The organism is Phytohabitans sp. LZ39, assembly GCF_059359075.1.
Genome location: NZ_JCADBM010000004.1, coordinates 391,223 through 408,368, shown reverse-complemented (window position 1 = coordinate 408,368; position 17,146 = coordinate 391,223). Strand labels below are relative to the sequence as shown.

The window sequence follows — 17,146 nt, the reverse complement described above, 5'->3', positions numbered from 1 at the left end:
TGGGTCCGGCGGCCGGACCCGGGACCTGAGCCCGGCCGCCGGATTCCCTACCCGCAGGTGTTGCCGTTGAGCGTGAAGGCGGCCGGCGCGGGCTGCGCGCCGCCGGGTGTGCCCAGGAAGCCGAACTCGGCCGTGGCGCCGGGTGCGATGGTGCCGTTCCAGCCGGGGTTCTTCGCGGAGACGGCCGCGCCGCTCTGGGTGATGGTGGCGTTCCAGGAGCTGCCGACCCGCTGCGGTCCGGAGAACGTCCAGCCGACCGTCCAGCCGTTGATCGGCAGGGGACCGGTGTTGGTTACCTTGACAGTGGCGCGGAAGCCGGTGCCCCAGACCTGCGTCTCGTAGGTGACGCGGCAGGGCGCCGGCGGCGTGACCTGGCCGAACGAGATCTTGTGCAGCTGGCCGGGCAGGTCGTTGACGAGGTACAGCTCTCCGTTGGAGTCGACGCCGAGGCTCGTCGGCTGCACGATGTCGGGCGTGTTCAGCTTCTGGGTCTGGTGGCTGCCGTCGGCGAGCTTGCGGATGCCCCAGAACGTGGCCGAGCAGTAGTCGGTGGCGAAGTACGTGCCGCCGGCGATGTCGGCGAACTGGGCGCCGCGGTAGACGAAACCGCCGATCACCGCGCAGCCCTCGGCACTGGTCTGGTAGACGAGCGTGGGGTCGACGTACGTCTCGCCGCCGACGCACCGCTCGGCGTTGAAGACCACCCGGCCCTCACGGCACGACCAGCCCAGGTTGGCGCCGCCCTGTGCGGCGTCGAGGTGGTTGACCTCTTCCCACGTGCCCTGGCCGACGTCGGCGATCCACAGTGAGTTGTCGCCGCCGGCACGGGTGTCGAACGAGAAGCGCCACGGGTTGCGCAGCCCCCACGTCCAGATCTCGGGGCGGGCGCCGGCCCGGCCGACGAACGGGTTGTCCGCCGGCACGCAGTACGCCTGGGTGCCGCAGGTGCGGCTCACGTCGAGGCGCACGATCTTGCCGAGCAGCGTGCCGAGGTTCTGGCCACTGGCGAGCGGGTCGTCGGCCGCGCCGCCGTCGCCGAGGCTCCAGTACAGGTAGCCGTCGCCGCCGAACTTCACCTCGCCACCGTTGTGGTTGGAGAACTCGGAGTGCGCCTGGGTCAGGATCACCTGCTCGCTGGCGGGGTCGCCGAGGCGGACCCGGGAGAGGGTGAGCGTGCCGTCGGGGAGCGCGGTGTACGCCACGTACAGGTTCTGGCTGGTGGCGAAGTCGGGAGCCGTCGCGATGCCGAGGAGGCCGCGCTCGTTGCCGGATGTGTCGATCTTCGAGCGGATGTCGAGGACGGGTGCGGCGGCAAGGCCGGTGGTGGGGTCGTAGAGCCGGACGATGCCGAGCTTCTCGGTGATGAGCAGGCGCCCGTTGTCGATGCCGGCGATCGCGGTGGGACGCTGGAGTCCGAACGCGACCTGGGTGGTGTTGACAGTTATCTGGTCGAGGGGAATGGCGGCCTGAGCAGGGGCCGCCGCGGCCAGTGGCACGGTGGCCGCCAGGACCGTTAGGCCCGCCAGCCATCGAGATCTAAACATATTCACTCCGATCGTTGACGGCACGATATCACCCGGTAATGTATGGAGACCAAACTATGTAGCGGTCGCCGGGCGAGGTCGCACGAGCATGCGAAGGAGCATGATGAAACGTGCAGTCCTGACGTCCGGTGCCGTCGTGGCGTTCTTAGCCGGGGGCCTCCTGGTGGCGACGTCCGCCGAGGCGGCCGTGGCCTGCCGGGTGAACTACTCCGTCACCTCCCAGTGGAGCGGCGGCTTCACCGCGAACGTCGGCATCACCAACGTGGGTGACCCGCTCAACGGATGGCGGCTCACCTGGTCGTTCCCCTCCGGGCAGTCGGTGGCGCAGGCGTGGAACGCGACGGTCACCCAGAGCGGTGCCGCGGTCACGGCCACCAACGCGAGCTACAACGGATCGGTGGCCACGAACGGCACCGTGTCGTTCGGCTTCAACGGCCAGTTCAGCACCACCAACACGAACCCGACGTCGTTCGCGGTGAACGGCGTGGCCTGCACGGGCTCGCCGGGCACCCCGACGACGCCGCCCGTGACGACCGCGCCGCCGCCCACGACGGCACCCCCGCCCACCACGAGTCCGCCGCCGCCCACCAGCGGGTGGAACCCGCCGGCCAACCTCGTGTCGCCGCTGAACGCCGTGTGGCAGCACCAGGAGCAGACGTACAACAACGGCAACCTGTACGGGTTCCGCAACTACGGCTGGGACCAGCTCTTCGCCAACCGCGGGTACATCAACTACTGCGTGCGGTGGGACTCCTCGGCGACGGTGACGGCCCAGCTGCGCGACGAGATCCACGCGGCGCTGAGGCGGCAGTACAAGAAGTGGATGGACGTGATGGTGGGGCACAACGCCTTCCCGTACACGAACGTGCCGGTGAACATCGTCGGCTGGGCTGTGCGCGACCGCAACCAGCTACAGTGGACGGACAACTCGGTCGACATCTACGTCAACAACATCCGCGAAAACGCTCCACAGTGCTCCGAGCCATGTGGACGCTTCTTCAACCAGAGCGGCAACTACCCCAACTGCCCCGGCGGCGCGTCGCGCCACTACGACCACTCGCTGTGGCTGACCGACGGCTTCGGCGGCGGCGCCGGCGGTGACTGGGGCCAGCGGATGGGCCGCGAGTACTTCGTCAACGCCCGCAACTCCGAAAACATCACCATCTTCCTGCACGAGCTCGGGCACACGTACGGGCTGGACGACTTCTACGACTGGGACCCCACGCCTGGCCAGGGTTTCATCATGAAGGCGGGCAGCGCGAGCCAGATCACGACGTTCGACATGTGGATGTTCCGCGACTGGTGGCGCCACCTCAAGTCGCGGTACGGCTACTGACGTTCAGCAGGGGGCTACGTCCACGGATGTCGCGAGATACGAGTGGACGTAGCCGCCGCTGGCAAGGCTGAGCCACATCGAGCCGTACTTGTCGCTGCCGTACGTGGGCTCGCCGGAAACCCAGCACACCACGTCGACCGGCGTGCCGGCGGGCAGCTCGGCGAGCACGGTCGACGTCGTGTTGGGGTGGGCCCGCAGGTTCGCCTCCTGCTCCAGGATGGCGATCTGACCGAGCGGCGCATAGCCCTCGGGCACGGCGTACGGCACCGGCACAGGAACGGGCACCGGCAGCACCTGCGGCGCGGCGGGCGGTGCCGGTGCGGGCTGGGCGGGCGTGGGTGGCGGTGTCGCCTGGGTCTGTGGCGCGGGTGGTGGCGCGCTTGTCTGGGTGGGCGCGGCCTGGCCCGCCGGCTCGTCCGGTGACTGACCGCATCCGGCGGCGATCAGGACGGCGACGGCGGCGACGGCGCTGGACTTCCGGGTCACTGCTGCCTCCCAGGAGCTTGTCCGGTCAGCGGCAGGCGGTGCGTCTCCGACGCTACGCTCGGTAATGGCGGCGTTGCAAGGTCCACCGTGCGTCATCGGCCGCTGCCAGCGGCCTCAGGCAGCGATCTGTGCGAGGCGTGGGCTCGCCAGGCGGAGGTAGTCGTCGGTGTCGAGGGCGACCGACCGGTCCAGCCGGGCCGCGTTGAAGAAGATCTCCGGGTGCGCGACCAGCGCCGGATCGACCACCAGCTCCAGGTCGGGGTGGAAGCTGACCGGCAGGATCGTGCCGCTCGCGCTGCCGGCGAGCGCCTCGGCCCGGTCCGCCGACGCGAACGACGCGTATGTGCCGCCGAGCATGTCGCGCACCGCCGCGATGTCCACTTTGGCGTCACCGGGGACGACGGCCAGCACGTAGCGCGTGGTCTTCTTGCCCAGCTTCACCATGATGACGAGGCACTTCGCGGCGGCGGCGAGGGCGTTGCCGCGCAGCTCGCTCACCAGCTCCGTACGCCCTTCGGGGGCGTGGTCGACGAAGCGGTAGCGCGCGCCGCCCTCGTCGAGGAAGCCGATGAAGCGTTCGTAGGTGTCCGTCATCTCCGCGTCGCCTTTCACCAGTCGTCGTGCAGCATCCGCTTGACCTGGGCGATCCGCTCCTCGTCGCGCTTGTAGAAGACCCACTGCTTGATCTTCTTGCCGCGGATGAGGCCGGCGCCGCTGAGCACCTTGAGGTGCTCGCCCGCCGTCGGCGCGCTCACCCCGAGCTTTTCGGTGATGAAGAGCGCGCACACGCCGTCGTCGACGAGGTCGCCGTCGCGCTGCGGCGGGAAGTGGGCGGTCGGCTCCTTGAGCCACTCCAGGATGAGGAGACGCTTGTCGTTGGCGAGCGCCTTCAACACCTCAAGCACGAAGGGATTATGGCAATTAGCTAACTCCCTGTCTAGGGGTGGGTTTTTCTTTTGCCCCGGTTCGTGCCAGTCGCCCGCCGCATGCTCCCGCGGGCATCGCTCCGGCCGGCGGCTCGCCAGGGCTCGCCGAAACCCCCGGCCTCCACTGCCACGTCCGCGGGCCAAGCCCGGCACGCTTCGGGTGCGGTTGGCGCGGCGTCCGTCTCTCACGTCCTGAGGTGGTAAAGGTTGCGCCGGGGTCGCCGCCGCGGGTCCACATAGGCGGGTGGGACGAACTCCGGCAACCCATCCTCGCCGAGCCGGACGATCCAGTGTCCACGGTGGATGATCCGGTGGTGGTAGCCGCACAACAGCACGCCGTTGTCCAGGCTGGTCGGCCAGCCGTCCACCCAGGAGCGGATGTGGTGCCCGTCGCACCAGCGTGGCGGCCGATCACAACCCGGGAACGCGCACCCGCGATCGCGTAGCTCCAACGCGCTGCGCACCGCCCCGGTGAATAGCCGCCGCCCGCGCCCCACATCCAGCACCTGTCCGTTGCTGCCCAGCACCGCGGGGATCAGCCGCGCGTCACAGGCCAGCTGGCGGATCTGGGTGGCGCTGAGCCGGCCGCCGGTGTCGAGCATGCCGATGCCGAGCTTCTGATGCAGCACGTCGAATGGCACGGTCACCACCACATGCGGCCGCTGTCCACCACTGTCCGGCAGCTGCTCGGTGCGGGTGGCCAGCCCGCAGACCTCGACCAAGGCGTCGGCGCGCCGCTGGCCGGGAGTGCGCGGCTCATAGAGGTCATGGCGCGGCGCGCACAACGGATCCAACGCCGCGTTGACCGCGGCCGCGCCGGCCTCGTCCAGCCAGCCGGTCAAACGCACCCGACCATCACCGCGCCGGGTCAGGTGAAACACCCGCTTTTCAAACGCCTGCTCTTCCATCCGCCGCAAAGCGGCAGCATCCGCGGCGTCGGCTATCTCGGGTGCCACGTGGACGAGGATCCGCTCGCCAGCCTTGCGCAGGATAGTCGGCTCGAACTGCCCGGCCTGGCCGATCAACACCGTCTCGGCCTCGTCTACCAGATCGGGGCCGAGGTCGGCGGGCAACTCGGCGATCGCGGCCGCGATGACGGCGGCCTGCTCGGCGTTGACAGCGCCGGTGGTCAGGGCCGTATCCAGGGCGGGCCGCTGGTCGAGCGCCGCCGCCAGAGCGAGCATCCGCTTCGCCGCGTGGATGCTGATCCGCAAATGCTCGCGCAACCACACTGCGGTGCTGGAAGCGTGCTGAGCGACGGCCAGACCGCGACCGTCGATTTCCCGAACAATGTGCGACTGGGCCGCGGTAATAGCCGCCACGACCTGGTGAATGGTGTCCAAACAATCGACAAGCGTGGCATCGGAGAGCGTCCATGTCGATGCGTCAGCGCACTCGGTCGCGAGGACCTTGAGCTGGGCCAACTCATCCGACAACACCCACTAATAGTCACGCGTCGCCGCCAAGACCACCAGGTCCTTTTCGTCGATCAAGGGCAATGAAACCACGTTATCGGTGTAATGAGTCGAGAAGAATCGCGCATCAGGGACACGTTCCAGATAATTTGGATCGTCGAACGTGATTGGGGCGCGCTTCAGTCAGATGGCACTGTACTATTGCGCGCCCTCGCGGATGGACGTGTGGGCTCGGTGTCTGGCGTCTGCGAGGATTCGACGGTGGATTGGATTGTCACCGTGATCTGTGGCGCCGCCGGCGTCGGCAAGTCCACCGTCGCACGTCCGTTGGCCGTGCGGCTCGGCGTGCCGCTGGCCGAGGCGGACGATGTGGTGACCGCGCTGATGGCGCTCACCACACCGGCCACCCATCCGGCGCTGCACAGGTGGGAGAGCGATCCCGCGGCGCGGTCGTGGTCGGTGGAGCAGATCGTCGAGCACACGCGGGCGGTCGCGGCGGAGCTGGCGGTCGGGTTTCGCGCGGTCATCGCCGACCACGTCGACAGTGCGGCGCCGGTCGTCCTCGAAGGTGACTATCTCCTGCCAGACCTCGTGGTCGGCCTGTGCGGAGTCCGCGCCGTCGTGCTCAGCGAGCCGGACGAGGACCGGCTTGTCGCCAACCTGCTGGCTCGCGAACCGCACGCCGGTGAGCAGCGGTTCCGGGCCCGGGTGAGCGTGGGCTACAACGCTTCCCTGGTCGCCGACGCCGGCCGTGCCGGTGTGCCCGTCGTCGAGGCGTGGCCGTTCCAGGACGCTCTCACCCGGGTGGAGACGGCGTTGCGGAGCCCCTAGCGAAGCGGCGCTGCGGAGCCCCTAGCGAGGCGGCGGAGGAGCAGTCGCGGCGGCGCGGGCGGCGTCCAGCACCTCGGTGACCGGGAGGCCCAGCGTGCGGGCGGCGGCGAGCGCGTCGTCGTACTCCGGCTGGGCGGTCACCACCTCGTCGCCCATGAACGCGCGCTTTACGCGGACCTCCGAGCCGGCCACCGTCACCGTCAGCGTGTCGCGGCGGAGAGTGCGGCGACGCACCGGCTGTACGCGGAGGCCGAGTGTCGTGGTCCACCTGAAGACGACGCGGCAGGCCAGGTCGAGGCGTGCCGCGTCGACGAGCACGGTCAGCACCTGGCCGGGGCGGCCCTTGCGCATCAGGGTGGGCACGCACCAGGCGTCGGCGGCGCCGACCGAGCGCAGCTCTTCGAGGAGGTCGGGCCAGACGCGTGGGTCGAGGTCGTCCACTGTGGCCTCGACCTGGAAGAGCTCGCCCTCCTGCCAGGCCGCGGAAGCGGAAGGATCTCCCGCGCCGACGAGCACGCGGAGCACGTTCGCGTGGGTGGGTGGGTCGGCGGTGCCGGCGCCTACGCCTACCGCTGACGGGGTCATCGCCGGTGGTGGGCCCCAGGCGGTGGCGAGCGTGGCCAGCAGCGCGGCGCCCGTGGGGGTGCACAGCTCCATCGTCGCCGGGTGTGCGGCGATCGGGGCGCCGGCCGCGGTGAGCAGCTCGGCCACCGCGGGGGCCGGCACCGGCAGCGGGCCGTGTGCGGTGCGGACCGTGCCCGAACCCACGGCGACGGGCGAGACCACGCGAATCGTGTCCTCCAGCAGCGCCAGGTCGTGCAGGGCCAGCGCGCAGCCGGCCACGTCGGCGATCGCGTCCAGCGCGCCGACCTCGTGGAAGTGCACCTCGTCCACCGTCGACCCGTGCACCCGCGCCTCCGCCTCGGCGAGCCGGGTGAAGACCGCCACCGCGAAGTCATGAGCGGGGCCGGACAGCGACGAGAGCACACCGAGCACATCGGACAGTCCACGGTGGACGTCAGAGGACGGCGCGACCACGCGGAGGTGAGCGGCCCGGAAGCCGTGGCGGCGGACCGGGGAGACCTCGACGGAGACCGGCACGCCGAGCCGGGCCAGGCCCGACGAGACGGCGTCCAGCGAGGCGCCGGCGTCCAGCAGCGCGGCGAGGAGCATGTCACCGGCCGCGCCGTTCGACGCGTCGACCCAGAGCTTGCGGGTCAACGGGCCCGCCGCGCGATCCGGGCGGCGGCCACGCCGGCGCCGAAGCCGTTGTCGACGTTGACCGTGAGCACGCCGGGCGCGCAGCTGTTGAGCGTGGCGAGCCAGGCGGTGAGGCCGTCCAGGTGCCAGCCGTACCCGACGCTGGTCGGCACCGCGATCAGCGGGGCGCCGGTCAGGCCGCCGATGACCGACGGGAGCGCCGCCTCCATGCCGGCGACCGCGACGATCGCGTCGGCCGTGTCGATGCGCTCGCGCTGGGCGAGCAGGCGGTGGAGGCCGGCCACGCCCACGTCGAGGATCATGTCGGCCTCGGCGCCGAAGACGCCCACCGTCGTGACGCACTCGCGGACCACCGGCAGGTCGGCCGTGCCGGCGCCGACCACGGCGACCCGGCCTTGCGGCGGCAGCGGCTTGCCGAGGACCGCCGTGCGGCCCACCTCGTCGACGTCCGCGTCGGGCAGCTCGGCGTGGCAGCGGGCGATGGCCTCGTCGTCGAGGCGGGTGGCGAGCACGGCGCCCTCGGGGTGCGCCTCGTGCAGCGCCCGCAGCGCCGCCACGATCTGTGCCGGTGTCTTGCCCCGGCCGAAGACCACCTCCGGGTCGCCGGTGCGGGCGGCACGCTCCAGGTCGAGGCGGGCGAACCCGAGATCCGCGATCTCCGCCCCGCTCCCCGTTGGGTACCGTTCAGACATGCTGCCCTCCGACCGCCTGGTCACCGAAATCGCAGGATACGGCCGGACGCTGGTGGCGTTCTCCGGCGGCGTCGACTCCAGCGTGGTCCTCGCCGCGGCGGCGCGGGCGCTGGGTCCCGGCGGGGTGGCGGCCGTCACGGCGGTGTCGGCCGCGGTGCCGGCGGCGGAGGTGGCCGAGGCGGCGGAGTTCTGCGCGCGGCTGGGCGTCACCCACCACGCGGTGGAGACCCGCGAGATGGACGTGGACGGCTACCGGGAAAACGGTCCCCGCCGCTGCTACTTCTGCAAGAGCACGCTGCTCGACACGGCGCGGCGGGTGGCCGCCGAGCACGGGTTCGACGCGGTCGCCACCGGCACCAACGCCTCCGACGTGGCCGCCGGCTTCCGGCCGGGCATCCGCGCGGCGGCCGAGCGCGGCGCGCGTACCCCATTGGCTGATCTTGGTTTGGACAAGGCGGCGGTGCGCGCGATCGCGCGGACCTGGGACCTGCGGACCGCGGACAAGCCCGCGGCCGCGTGCCTGTCCAGCCGCATCGCGTACGGCGTCTCCATCACGCCCGCCCGGTTGGCCCGGGTGGAGCGCGCGGAGGCCGCCGCCCGCCGCTTCCTCGCCGCCCATCATGTCCATAATGTCCGGGTACGGGACCTGGGCGCCAGCGCCCGCCTCGAAGTGGACGCCCACCTGGTGGACACGGCGCGTGACGACGCCGCCCTGCACGCGGCGATCCGGGCGGCGGGCTTCGAGGGTGCGGATGTGGCGGTCGAGCCGTTCCGCTCCGGGTCGATGAACGAGATGCTCACCGACCCGGAGCGGTGGCGCCGCGCCTGACCGAGGCGGCCCAGGACGCGAGGCGCCGCGCCTGAGTCCCGTGAGCCGCGGCGCCCCCACAACGCGCCGCGACGCAATCGACTCAGCAGTCCTGGAACGGACTGCTCACGGCGTTGCTGAGCGGCGAGCTGTTGCCGGACCGGTCGACGGCCCGCACGGCGAACGTGTTCAGCCCGGTCACGTCGGAGTGGTAGGCGAACGCGGTGCTCACGCCGACGAAGATCTGCTGGACCCCGCCGTTGACGACGATCTCGTACTCGATCGCCGCGGCCGCTTCCACGTCGTCGGTCGACGGCGTCCAGGCCAGCCCGACGTCGCAGCCGCTGTCCCGCGTGATCCGCAGCCCGGCCGGCGCGGTCGGCGGTGACGTGTCGGTGCTGGGCCGGGTGGTCGCGGTGACCGCGTTCCTCGGCGGGGAGAGGTTGCCCGCCGCGTCGGCCGCCCGCACGGTGAACGAGTACGTGGTGCCCGGCGTCAGGTGGCGCACGCTCCGGGAGAGGCCGGCCGCCCCGGTGGGCGCGAGAAACTCCCAGGGCGCGCCGTTCACGAAGATCCGGTAGCCGGGCGCGCCCGCGTCGTCCGTGGACGCGGTCCACGACAGCGACGCGGTCGACTGGGTGACGTCGCCGACGGTCAGCGTGGGCGCGGTGGGCGGCGACGTGTCCGGCGTGGTCGTCGCGGTCACCCGGTTGCTCGGCGCGGAGCGGTTGCCCGCCCGGTCCTCGGCGACGATCCAGTAGGTGCGGGTGAACCCCCGTACCCCGATGGTGTCGGTCTCGGTCGTGGACGTGGGGGAGTGGTACAAGCCCCACTCGCCGGCGCTCGACGACTGGAACACGATGTACGCGTTGAGCCCGCCGGCGTCGCGCGACGCGTCCCACGCCAGCGAGATGGTGGTGGCCGTGACGCCGGTGACGCGCAGGTTCGCCGGCGCGGTCGGCGGGGTGCGGTCGCGGCCGGCGGCACCGGCCGGCGCCCCGGTCGCGGCCACGAGCAGCGCGGCCGCCGCCACGCTCACCGCGGCCCGCGCCAAGGTTGTCATCCTCATCCGTCCTCCTCGGGGGGTATGTGCCTCCATCGACAAACCTGACCCCCGGGCGTAAAGATCCTGTCAAGGCGGAGTCGATGGTCACTCTTCATGGATGGACGCGGCCGGTTTGGGGTAGGGATGTTCCGTGCTGCGTTCCGGAGTGTCGCTCGACGACCGATACCGCCTCGAGGAGCGCGTCGCCACCGGCGGGATGGGCGACGTGTGGCGGGCCACCGACCTCACCCTCGGCCGCACCGTCGCGGTCAAGGTGCTGCTGCCGAGCCTCTCCGCCGACGCCGGCTTCGGGGCGCGCTTCCTCGCCGAGTCGCGGATGCTCGCCGCCGTCCGCCACCCCGGCGTCGTCCAGGTGTACGACCGCGGCGACTGCGCGCTGCCCGAGGGCGGCCGGGCCACGTACCTGGTGATGGAGTTCGTCGACGGCGAGCCGCTCTCCGAGCGCCTGGCCCGCGAGGAGCGGCTGCCCGCCGCCGAGACGATGCGGATCGTGGCCGAGGCGGCGCGCGCCCTCGACGCGGTACACGCGGGCGGCATCATCCACCGCGACGTGAAGCCGAGCAACCTGCTGCTGCGCCCGGACGGGAGCGTGGTGCTGCTCGACTTCGGCGTGGCCCGGTCGACGGCCGTCACCAGCGTCACCGGCACCAACGCGGCCGTGCTCGGCACCGCGCTCTACATGGCGCCCGAGCAGGCGCGGCGCCAGGCCGTCTCGCCCGCCACCGACATGTACGCGCTCGGCGCGGTCGCGTACCACGCGCTGGCCGGGCACCCGCCGTTCATGGGGGACAACCCGGTCGCGGTCGCGATGATGCACCTGGACACGGCGCCGCCGGAGCTGCCCGCGGACGTACCCCCGGCGGTGCGCGCGGTCGTGATACGGACGCTGGAGAAGGACCCGGCCGACCGGTACCAGAGCGGCGCCGCCCTGGCGTCGGCGGCGCTGTCCGCGGTCGGCGCCGGCCCCCTGGCGTCCACGGCCGAGATGGCGGCGGTGGACGACCCGGACGCGACCGCGCCGCTGGCCGCCGCCGAGGCGACGCGCGTGGTCCGCCCGGTAAACGGTGCCCGCCCGGACGACGCCGCCACGGTCCCGGCCGGCGCGGGCGGCGGTGGCGGACGGCGCCGTACCGCGGCCATCGCGGGCGCCGTCGCCGGCGCCGGCCTGCTTGTGCTGCTGGCGCTGGTGTTGTTCCTGCCGGACGGCAACCCGCCACCCGCGGACGGCGAGACCACGACCGGGCCGTCCGCGACCTCCGCCGCGACGAGCCGCCCCGCCGGTGGAAACCAGCCGGACCGGCCACGTAACACCGGCGGCGTGACGCCGAGCCAGGCACCGACGACGGGCGAGGCGACGAGCGCGCCGGAGGAGAGCGAGGATGCCTCCCCGCCGGCCGAGGAGACGAGCGAGCCGGACCAGACGCAGCCGAGCCAGAGCGAGGCCGAGGGCACACCGGGCAGCGACGAGTCGCCCGACCCGGACACCTCGCCGGAGGCCGCCGGCTAGGCACCCTTACGCCGACACCCGGGCGTGATAGCGTCCCGGGCCAAATGGCCACCACCACGCTGGGCGCCGTCGAGCGCACCGACACCACCACCGTTCCGCCGCCGGGCCGGCCCCCGCGCTGGTGGCGGCGGCTTCCCGACCCCGTCGTGTGTGCCGTCGTGGTCGCCATCGCGGCGTTCGCGGTGCTCGGCATCGGCTCGCCGATCTGGGGTCGCACGGCGCTCGTCGAGACCGGGCTGCTCAACCACGTCAGCCCGTACACGGACGGGCAGTTCCGGGATGTCGGGCAGCAGACGCTCGACCTCGGCGACACCGTCGACGGCGCGATTCCGAACGCGTGGCTCTTCGGCGACGCGGTACGCGACGGCGAGTACCCCTCGTGGAACCCGTACGTGCTCGGCGGCACGCCGCTCGCCGGTACCCCCAACCAGGGGCTCAACTCGCCGGTGGCGCTGCCGTTCTGGTTCCTGCCGGCGTGGCTCGCGCCCGGGTTCGTCAAGCTGCTCGAGATCCTCGTGGCGGTCGGCGGCGCGTACCTGTTCCTGCGGCTGCTGCGGCTCGGCAGGGCGGCCGCGCTGCTCGGCGGCCTCGCGTACGCCACCAGCGCGTTCATGGTGGTCTGGACCAACTGGCCGCAGTCGCGGGTGGCCGCGTTCATCCCGGCGCTCTTCTGGGCCCTGGAACGGATCGTGCGACATCGCCGCCTCCGCGAGCTGGCCCTGCTGGCGCTGGTGGTGGCCGCGCTGCTGCTCGGCGGCTTCCCGGCCGTCACCGGATACGCGCTCTTCACCGGCGCCTTCTACCTGACCGTGCGCGCCTTCGCGGAAAATCCGGGCGCCCTGCGCCGGGTGGCCGGCACGCTGAGCCTGGCCGCGGGCGGGGTGCTGGCCGGCGTCGCGCTCGTGGCGGTGCAGCTGCTGCCGTGGGCGAGCGTGATGTCCACGGTGCTCGTGCGGGGGCGGGAGCAGACGCCTGACCAGCACATCCCGTTCGAGATGCTGCTGACGGCGATCGCGCCGTACGCGTTCGGCACCACCGATCCGGCCAACCCGCCCAACTACTTCCACATCCGGATTTTTCTCGAAGAAGTGGCGTATGTCGGCGCGGCGGTCCTCGTCCTCGCCATCGCCGCGGTCGCGCTGGCCCGCGCCGGCCGGGCCGTGCTGCCCCGCGCCACCTGGGCGTTCTTCGTCGGCGCGACGCTCTTCTGGGGGATCGTGGCCTTCGGCGGCGGCCCGTTGCTCGCGGCGCTCCAGAAGCTGCCCTACCTTTTCTCCGACAACTCCGTCGAGCGGGTCCGCAGCGTCCTCGGCTTCCTCGTGGCGGTGCTCGCCGCGACCGGCTTCGAGGTGCTGCTGCGCCACCGCCGCGAGGCCACCACACGGGTCCGCAAGCTCTACGCCGCCGGCGTCTGGGCCGTGGTCGGAGTGGGCGGCGCGGCCGCGTACCTGATCGGGCGCGACTACGCCGACGAGGCCGCCGGCCGCCGCGTCTCGTTCCTCGGCGGCCACTACGTCGCCCAGCTCAACCGCGAGGTGGTGGCGGGACTGGCGTTCGTCGGGGTCGCGGTGGCGTGCGTCCTGCTGCTGTGGTGGGGCCCCAGACGGCCGGCCTTCCGGGTGGCGGTCGCCGCGCTCATCCCCATGCTCGTCGCGGTCCAGGCGCTCATCTGGGTACGGCCGTACTACCCCCGCACCGAGCGGGAGAACTTCTACCCGGTCACCGACGTGCACACCTACCTGGCCGGCCACCTCGAGCACGAGCGGTGGTTCGGCAGCAACAACGCGCTGTTCGGCGGCATACACATGCAGTACAAGCTGCGCGCGCTGCACGGTCACTCCTTTGTGGACGCGCGCTTCGCCGAGCTGCTCGACGCGATGCCGGGGCGGCAGTTCAGCCCGCCGCCCAAGCCGGCCACGTACCTGCGCACCGAGCCGCTCGACGGCGAGCCGCCCACCAGCCCGATCCTCGACCGGGTAAGCGTGAGCCACTACGTGACGCCGCCGGAGCGGGTGCCGTACGGGCCGCAACGGGTCGACGCGGGCGACGGCGGCAGCGTGCCGCTCCGCCCCGGCCAGACCATGACGGTCGCCGTGCCGGGTGACGGCCCGCTCCGCGCCGTCGGCGTCACACCGGTCACGCCGGGGATCACGCAGACGCGGCGTACCCGGATCGAAGTGGTCGTGAAGGACGCGGCCGGCGCCGTGGTCGCGGAGGCCCGGCGCTACGACCGCGGCATCGCCGCCGGCAAGCCCTTCTTCGTCCCGCTCGCCGCGGAAAGCGCGCGGGGACCGCTCACCGCGGAGATCACCCTCCGCGACGGCCCGGCCATCGCGGTCGCCGCCCGCGGTGGCGCGCCCGCGCTCTCCACGGTGGAACCAGCCGACGACGGCCTCAAGCTCGTCTTCGACGACTCGTCGGTCATCTACGAGCGCACCCGTGCGCTGCCCCGGGTGCGGTGGGCGGCGCGGGCCACCGTCGAACCCTCCGCGGAACGCCGCCTGGCGCGCCTCGCCGCCGGCACGGTCGGACCGGACGAGGTACTGCTGGACAGCGCCGGCCCGGCCGCGAGCGGTGCGCCGGCCGACGTGCGGTGGGTGCAGGACGGGTTCGACGACATGGCGGTGACGGTCGACGCGGCCGGCGCCGGATACGTGGTGCTCGCCGACGCGATCCAGCCGACCTGGCGGGTGACGGTCGACGGCGCGGCGGCCGACATTGTGCGCGGCGACCACGGGCTGGCGGCGGTGGCGGTGCCGGCCGGGACGCACACGGTGCGGTTCAGCTACGCGCCGAGCCGGCACGACCTGGGCCGCTGGGTCACCCTTCTCACCGGAACGCTCCTGCTGCTCGCCGTCCTGGGCGAGTGGTGGTGGCTGCGCCGCCGCCGACCGCCGACTCTTCCCGCGCAGCGTTTCTCTGACTAAGGTCAGAGAATGGTTCCGTCGCTGGTCGAACGGGTCCGGCGCTTCAACCGCACCGTCACGCAGCGGGTCGGCGCCCTCGACGAGGCATACCTGGCGCGCGGCCGCCCGCTCGGCCAGTGCCGGGTGCTGTGGGAGATCGGCGAGGGCGGCAGCGAGGTCCGCGCGCTGCGGGCCCGGCTCGACCTCGACTCCGGCTACCTGAGCCGTCTGCTCACCGCCCTGCGCGCCGACGGCCTCGTCGAGGTGGTGCCGGCGGGCGACGGCCGGGTGCGCACGGTGCGGCTCACCCCGGCCGGCGTGGCCGAGCGCGACGAGCTCGACCGCCGCTCCGACGACCTCGCCGCCGGCATCCTCGCCCCGCTCGACGAGGCGCAGCGCGACCGCCTCGTCGCCGCGATGGGCGAGGTCGAGCGCCTGCTCGTCGCGTCGATGGTCCGGGTCGCGCCGACCGACCCCGACCAGCCGGAGGCGCGCGCCTGCCTCGACGCGTACGCGGCGGAGCTGGCCGCCCGCTTCGACACCGGCTTCGACCCGGCCCGCAGCAACCCGACCGACGGCATGCTGCTGCTGGTGGCGACGCTCCACGCGGAGGCGGTGGGCTGCGGGGCGCTCCGGGTTCGCGACTCGTACGCCGAGGTCAAGCGCATGTGGGTCGCGCCGTCCGTGCGCGGCCTCGGCCTGGGCCGGCGCCTGCTCACCGAGCTGGAGGCGGCCGCGGCCGGCCGCGGGGTGCGGCTGCTGCGCCTGGAGACCAACGACTCGCTGACCGAGGCGGTCGCCCTGTACCGGTCGGCCGGCTACCGCGAGGTGGCCCCGTTCAACGACGAGCCGTACGCCCACCACTGGTTCGAGAAGGAGATCTGATGCTCGACCGTTTCGCCTCCCTGACGACGGCGCACGTGGCCGACGGCTGCGTCCGCGCGGGCGTGCCGGTGCGGTGCGGCCCGGCCGGCATGCGCCCGGTCGTCGGCGACCGCGTGGCCGGGCGGGTCGCTCCGGCGCGCCACGTGGGGAGCGTCGACGTGTTCCTGGAGGCGTACGAGCGCGCCAAGCCCGGCGACGTACTTGTCGTCGACAACGGCGGCCGCGTCGACGAGAGCTGCGCTGGCGACCTCGCCGTGCTGGAGGCCAAGGCCGCCGGCCTGAGCGGCGTGGTCATCTGGGGCCTGCACCGCGACACCGCCGACGTCCGCGCGATCGGCCTGCCGGTCTTCAGCCTCGGCTCCCTACCGACCGGGCCGCTGCGCCTCGACCCGCGACCGTCCGACGCGCTCGACTCCGCGCGGTTCGGCGAGTGGACGGTGACCCCCGACGACATCGTCTTCGGCGACGACGACGGGGTGCTCTTCGTGCCGTCGGCCCAGCTGGACGCCGTGCTGGGCCACGCGGAGACGATCCGCGACACCGAGCGCCGCCAGGCCGACCGCATCCGGTCCGGGGAGACGCTGCGTGACCAGCTGCGGTTCGCGGAGTTTCTGGAGCGGCGCCGCGAGCGGCCGGACCTGACGCTACGCGAGCACCTGCGCGCCATCGGCGGCGCCATCGAGGTGTAGGCAGGCCAGGTAGTAGGGCGCGTCGGCGTCGTCGACCTCCGCCAGCCGCCAGCCGGTGCCGTCGACGAGCTCGGCCAGCTCAGCCAGCGAGCAGACCAGGTAGTCGAACCAGTCGGTGGCCAGCTCCCGGTAGCGCAGCCGGAGCCGCAGCTGCCCGCCGAGCCGGCCCAGCCCGCGGTTGCGCTCGTGGTAGGTGACCTGCACCGGATCGGTCGTGCCGTACGGGTCGGTGCCCTGGGCGACCACCCGCGCGCCGGGGTTGGCCATCGCGGCGAGCGCGGCCAGAAACCTCGGCGCCCGCTCCCGCCCTTCCAGCAGGCCGAGGTTGTTGCCCAGCAGCAGGAACGTGTCGTAGCGCCGCCCGGCGGCGGCGTGCTCCTCGACGGTGGCGTGCACCAGGTCGCGCACCCCGCGGGCGCGGCACACCTCGATCGCGCCGGGGGACACGTCGAGGCCGGTCACCGCCACCCCGCGCTCCTGAAGCGCCAGCGCGGCCCGCCCGCCACCCACGCCGATGTCGAGCACCCGACCGCGCACCAGGTCGAGCGCTCGGCGGTCGTGCGCGGGCCACTCGTCCGGCCCGGCGAGATACGGCGCCGCGAGCACCCCGTTGACCAGGCCGTCGTCGCGTTCGACGATCTCGATGACCGGCCGCGGCAGCCGCCCGCCGGCCAGCGGACGCCGGCCCACGCCGGCCGCCACGGCGAGCGCGTCGCGCAGCATCTCGCCGAACACGTCACCGGCCAGGGGGCCTTTCATCATGCTTTCACGCTATCCGGCGGGGCAGCCGCGGCCTCCTCCGCCATGGCATCATCGAAGATCGAAAATCACAAA

The 17,146-nt window shown here is 72.7% G+C and carries 16 protein-coding genes; 7 read left to right on the top strand and 9 right to left on the bottom strand.

Annotated elements, in window-relative coordinates:
• Positions 1 to 47: 47 nt before the first annotated feature.
• The gene (locus AC5L36_RS10855) at positions 48 to 1,544 is read right to left on the bottom strand and encodes a PQQ-dependent sugar dehydrogenase (RefSeq protein ID WP_441214831.1); all 1,497 of its coding nucleotides are present in this window, start codon (positions 1,542 to 1,544) and stop codon (positions 48 to 50) included.
• Between the two features lie 103 nt (positions 1,545 to 1,647).
• On the opposite strand from AC5L36_RS10855, the gene AC5L36_RS10850 reads away from it, so the two are divergent.
• Positions 1,648 to 2,880, top strand: coding sequence for a cellulose-binding domain-containing protein (locus AC5L36_RS10850; protein WP_441214830.1), 1,233 nt, complete (start codon positions 1,648 to 1,650; stop codon positions 2,878 to 2,880).
• Positions 2,881 to 2,883: 3 nt separating this feature from the next.
• On the opposite strand, the gene AC5L36_RS10845 is transcribed toward AC5L36_RS10850, so the two are convergent.
• From AC5L36_RS10845 to AC5L36_RS10830, 4 genes are all read right to left on the bottom strand, one after another.
• A complete protein-coding gene (locus tag AC5L36_RS10845) occupies positions 2,884 to 3,366 on the bottom strand; it encodes a hypothetical protein (RefSeq protein ID WP_441214829.1) in 483 nt (160 codons plus the stop codon).
• A 114-nt stretch (positions 3,367 to 3,480) separates the two neighbouring features.
• Positions 3,481 to 3,960: a YbaK/EbsC family protein gene (locus AC5L36_RS10840; RefSeq protein ID WP_441214828.1), complete on the bottom strand. Its 480-nt coding sequence runs from the start codon at positions 3,958 to 3,960 to the stop codon at positions 3,481 to 3,483.
• A 14-nt stretch (positions 3,961 to 3,974) separates the two neighbouring features.
• Complete coding sequence (locus AC5L36_RS10835; protein ID WP_441214827.1) at positions 3,975 to 4,271, bottom strand: ArsR/SmtB family transcription factor; 297 nt, start codon at positions 4,269 to 4,271, stop codon at positions 3,975 to 3,977.
• 206 nt (positions 4,272 to 4,477) lie between these two features.
• The gene (locus AC5L36_RS10830; RefSeq protein WP_441214826.1) at positions 4,478 to 5,731 is read right to left on the bottom strand and encodes an HNH endonuclease signature motif containing protein; all 1,254 of its coding nucleotides are present in this window, start codon (positions 5,729 to 5,731) and stop codon (positions 4,478 to 4,480) included.
• A gap of 237 nt (positions 5,732 to 5,968) precedes the next feature.
• On the opposite strand from AC5L36_RS10830, the gene AC5L36_RS10825 reads away from it, so the two are divergent.
• Positions 5,969 to 6,538 carry a hypothetical protein gene (locus AC5L36_RS10825; RefSeq protein WP_441214825.1) on the top strand — a complete coding sequence of 190 codons (570 nt, stop codon included), beginning with the start codon at positions 5,969 to 5,971 and terminating at the stop codon, positions 6,536 to 6,538.
• Positions 6,539 to 6,559: 21 nt separating this feature from the next.
• On the opposite strand, the gene larC is transcribed toward AC5L36_RS10825, so the two are convergent.
• Both larC and larB read right to left on the bottom strand, forming a co-directional pair.
• Positions 6,560 to 7,759, bottom strand: coding sequence for a nickel pincer cofactor biosynthesis protein LarC (gene larC, locus AC5L36_RS10820; RefSeq protein ID WP_441214824.1), 1,200 nt, complete (start codon positions 7,757 to 7,759; stop codon positions 6,560 to 6,562).
• Positions 7,756 to 8,451, bottom strand: coding sequence for a nickel pincer cofactor biosynthesis protein LarB (larB, locus tag AC5L36_RS10815; RefSeq protein WP_441214823.1), 696 nt, complete (start codon positions 8,449 to 8,451; stop codon positions 7,756 to 7,758). The genes larC and larB overlap by 4 nt, the downstream gene beginning before the upstream one ends.
• Between larB and larE the strand changes: the two genes are divergently transcribed.
• Positions 8,450 to 9,280, top strand: coding sequence for an ATP-dependent sacrificial sulfur transferase LarE (gene larE / locus AC5L36_RS10810; RefSeq protein WP_441214822.1), 831 nt, complete (start codon positions 8,450 to 8,452; stop codon positions 9,278 to 9,280). The two genes, larB and larE, sit on opposite strands and share 2 nt — an antisense overlap.
• An 82-nt stretch (positions 9,281 to 9,362) precedes the next feature.
• On the opposite strand, the gene AC5L36_RS10805 is transcribed toward larE, so the two are convergent.
• A complete protein-coding gene (locus AC5L36_RS10805) occupies positions 9,363 to 10,328 on the bottom strand; it encodes a fibronectin type III domain-containing protein (protein WP_441214821.1) in 966 nt (321 codons plus the stop codon).
• 127 nt (positions 10,329 to 10,455) lie between these two features.
• Here AC5L36_RS10805 and AC5L36_RS10800 point away from each other — a divergent pair, with 127 nt between their 5' ends.
• Genes AC5L36_RS10800 through AC5L36_RS10785 form a run of 4 tightly spaced genes read left to right on the top strand, consistent with a single transcriptional unit; the run spans position 10,456 to position 16,312 of the window.
• Positions 10,456 to 11,832 (top strand): serine/threonine-protein kinase, encoded by a 1,377-nt coding sequence (locus AC5L36_RS10800; RefSeq protein WP_441214820.1) that lies wholly within the window; start codon positions 10,456 to 10,458, stop codon positions 11,830 to 11,832.
• Between the two features lie 44 nt (positions 11,833 to 11,876).
• Complete coding sequence (locus AC5L36_RS10795; protein WP_441214819.1) at positions 11,877 to 14,759, top strand: hypothetical protein; 2,883 nt, start codon at positions 11,877 to 11,879, stop codon at positions 14,757 to 14,759.
• Between the two features lie 9 nt (positions 14,760 to 14,768).
• Positions 14,769 to 15,623: a GNAT family N-acetyltransferase gene (locus tag AC5L36_RS10790; RefSeq protein ID WP_441214818.1), complete on the top strand. Its 855-nt coding sequence runs from the start codon at positions 14,769 to 14,771 to the stop codon at positions 15,621 to 15,623.
• Positions 15,623 to 16,312: an RraA family protein gene (locus AC5L36_RS10785; RefSeq protein ID WP_441214817.1), complete on the top strand. Its 690-nt coding sequence runs from the start codon at positions 15,623 to 15,625 to the stop codon at positions 16,310 to 16,312. The genes AC5L36_RS10790 and AC5L36_RS10785 overlap by 1 nt, the downstream gene beginning before the upstream one ends.
• Here the strand turns inward: AC5L36_RS10785 and AC5L36_RS10780 are convergent.
• Positions 16,268 to 17,071: a class I SAM-dependent methyltransferase gene (locus AC5L36_RS10780; protein WP_441214958.1), complete on the bottom strand. Its 804-nt coding sequence runs from the start codon at positions 17,069 to 17,071 to the stop codon at positions 16,268 to 16,270. The two genes, AC5L36_RS10785 and AC5L36_RS10780, sit on opposite strands and share 45 nt — an antisense overlap.
• Between the last annotated feature and the right edge of the window lie 75 nt (positions 17,072 to 17,146).